The organism is Actinomadura geliboluensis (genome assembly GCF_043197915.1).
In the GTDB taxonomy this organism is placed as follows: Bacteria; Actinomycetota; Actinomycetes; order Streptosporangiales; family Streptosporangiaceae; genus Spirillospora; species Spirillospora geliboluensis.
Window position 1 is genome coordinate 1 of record NZ_JBICUA010000030.1, and the last position, 1,460, is coordinate 1,460.

Below are 1,460 nucleotides of genomic sequence, written 5' to 3' on the forward strand. Positions count from 1 at the left end.
CCTGGCTGCCTAATGACTTTGTCAAGCCGCTGCGGGCGTGTAGTCGGTGCTGTAGGGGTGTCGGGTGCGCAGGATGGCGTGCAGGACGTTGACGCGGCGTCGGGCCAGGGCGAGTACGGCTTGCTGGTGGTTCTTGCCTTCGGTTCGTTTGCGCCGGTAGAAGTCGGTGCTGGCGGGGTCGTGTCCGATGGCGCAGAACGCCGACTGGTAGAAGACCCGTTTGAGGGCGCGGTCGCCGGAGCGGGCGCGTTGCAGGTGGCGGCTCTTGCCGGATTGTTTGAGGACGGGCGCCAGGCCTGCGGCGGCGGCGAGCTGATCGCCGGTGGCGAAGCGGCTGATGCCGCCGGTCACGGCGAGAAACTCCGCGGTCATGATCGGGCCCATGCCGGGCAGGCTCGCGACCAGCGCCGCGTCGGGATGGCGGTCGAGGGTTTCCTGGATGCGCTTGTCGAGCGCGGCCAGGCGGTCGCGGGCGGCCAGGGCCTCTGCCGCGGTCTCTTTGACCAGCTCGGCCGTGACCTTCTCACCGGGCATGCTGACGCGCTGTCGCTGCGCGGAGCCCACGGCCGTCTCGGTGGCCTTGATCAGGACCGTGTCCTTGACCCACCGGAGTTTGCGCAGGTGAGCCAGGACCCGTGTTCGCCCGGCTGCTCGGATTTCGGCCGGAGTGACGTAGCGGGTGAGCAGGTGCAGCCAGGTCTTCCCGGTCACCTCGACGTGCCGTTCGAGGCCCGGGTGGATGGCGTTGAGCAGTGCCCGCAACCGGTTGGCTCGCCTGCTGGCGTCCTCCACCAGCTCAGCGCGCCGCGCGGTCAGCAGCCGCAGCTCGACGTCCTCCTCCCGCGTGGCGGTGACCTGGCGCAGGTCGTCCCGCATCCGCACCTGGTCGGCGATGACCTTGGCGTCTTTCGGGTCGCTCTTGTGCTCACCGCCGCGGGTTCCACGGCGAGCGCGGTTGACCGCCAGCCCTGGCACGTGGACCACCACCAGTCCGGCTTCCAGCATCATCGTCTGCAGCAACGAGGCGATCCCGCCCAGGATGTCGATACCCACCAGCGCCGGCCCGTGCTCGACCTCAACGTCCTTGATCTCGCCGATCAGGGCGCTGACGTCCTGCGGAGTGTTGTCCACCCGGTGGCTGGACACCACCTTCCCACCCTCAGCGATCTTGATCTCAGCCCAGTGGATCTCCTTGGCAACGTCGATCCCCACGACCACGCCCACCAGCACGTTCCTCTCGTCGATCCGATGGAAGTGCTGCCTCTCCCCACCAGCTCCGCCCTACATAGCGATCAATCGCAGTGCCTAATCCAGCGGTCAGGAAGAAGCGGGGCGAGGCAGGGGGCACAGCCAAGCGAGCCATCGAAGACAGCGATACGTAAGCCATCCCTGCCCCACCCGCACCACCCGATCATCCAGCCCCAAAGGAACCCATCGGGCTCATTCACAACGGTAGGGCG

At 67.7% G+C, this 1,460-nt stretch carries 1 protein-coding gene; it reads right to left on the reverse strand.

From position 1 onward, the window contains the following. Nucleotides 1–21: 21 nt before the first annotated feature. Nucleotides 22–1,224, reverse strand: a complete 1,203-nt coding sequence (locus ACGFI1_RS44340) for an IS110 family transposase (RefSeq protein WP_392793642.1) — start codon at nucleotides 1,222–1,224, stop codon at nucleotides 22–24. Nucleotides 1,225–1,460: the final 236 nt, after the last annotated feature.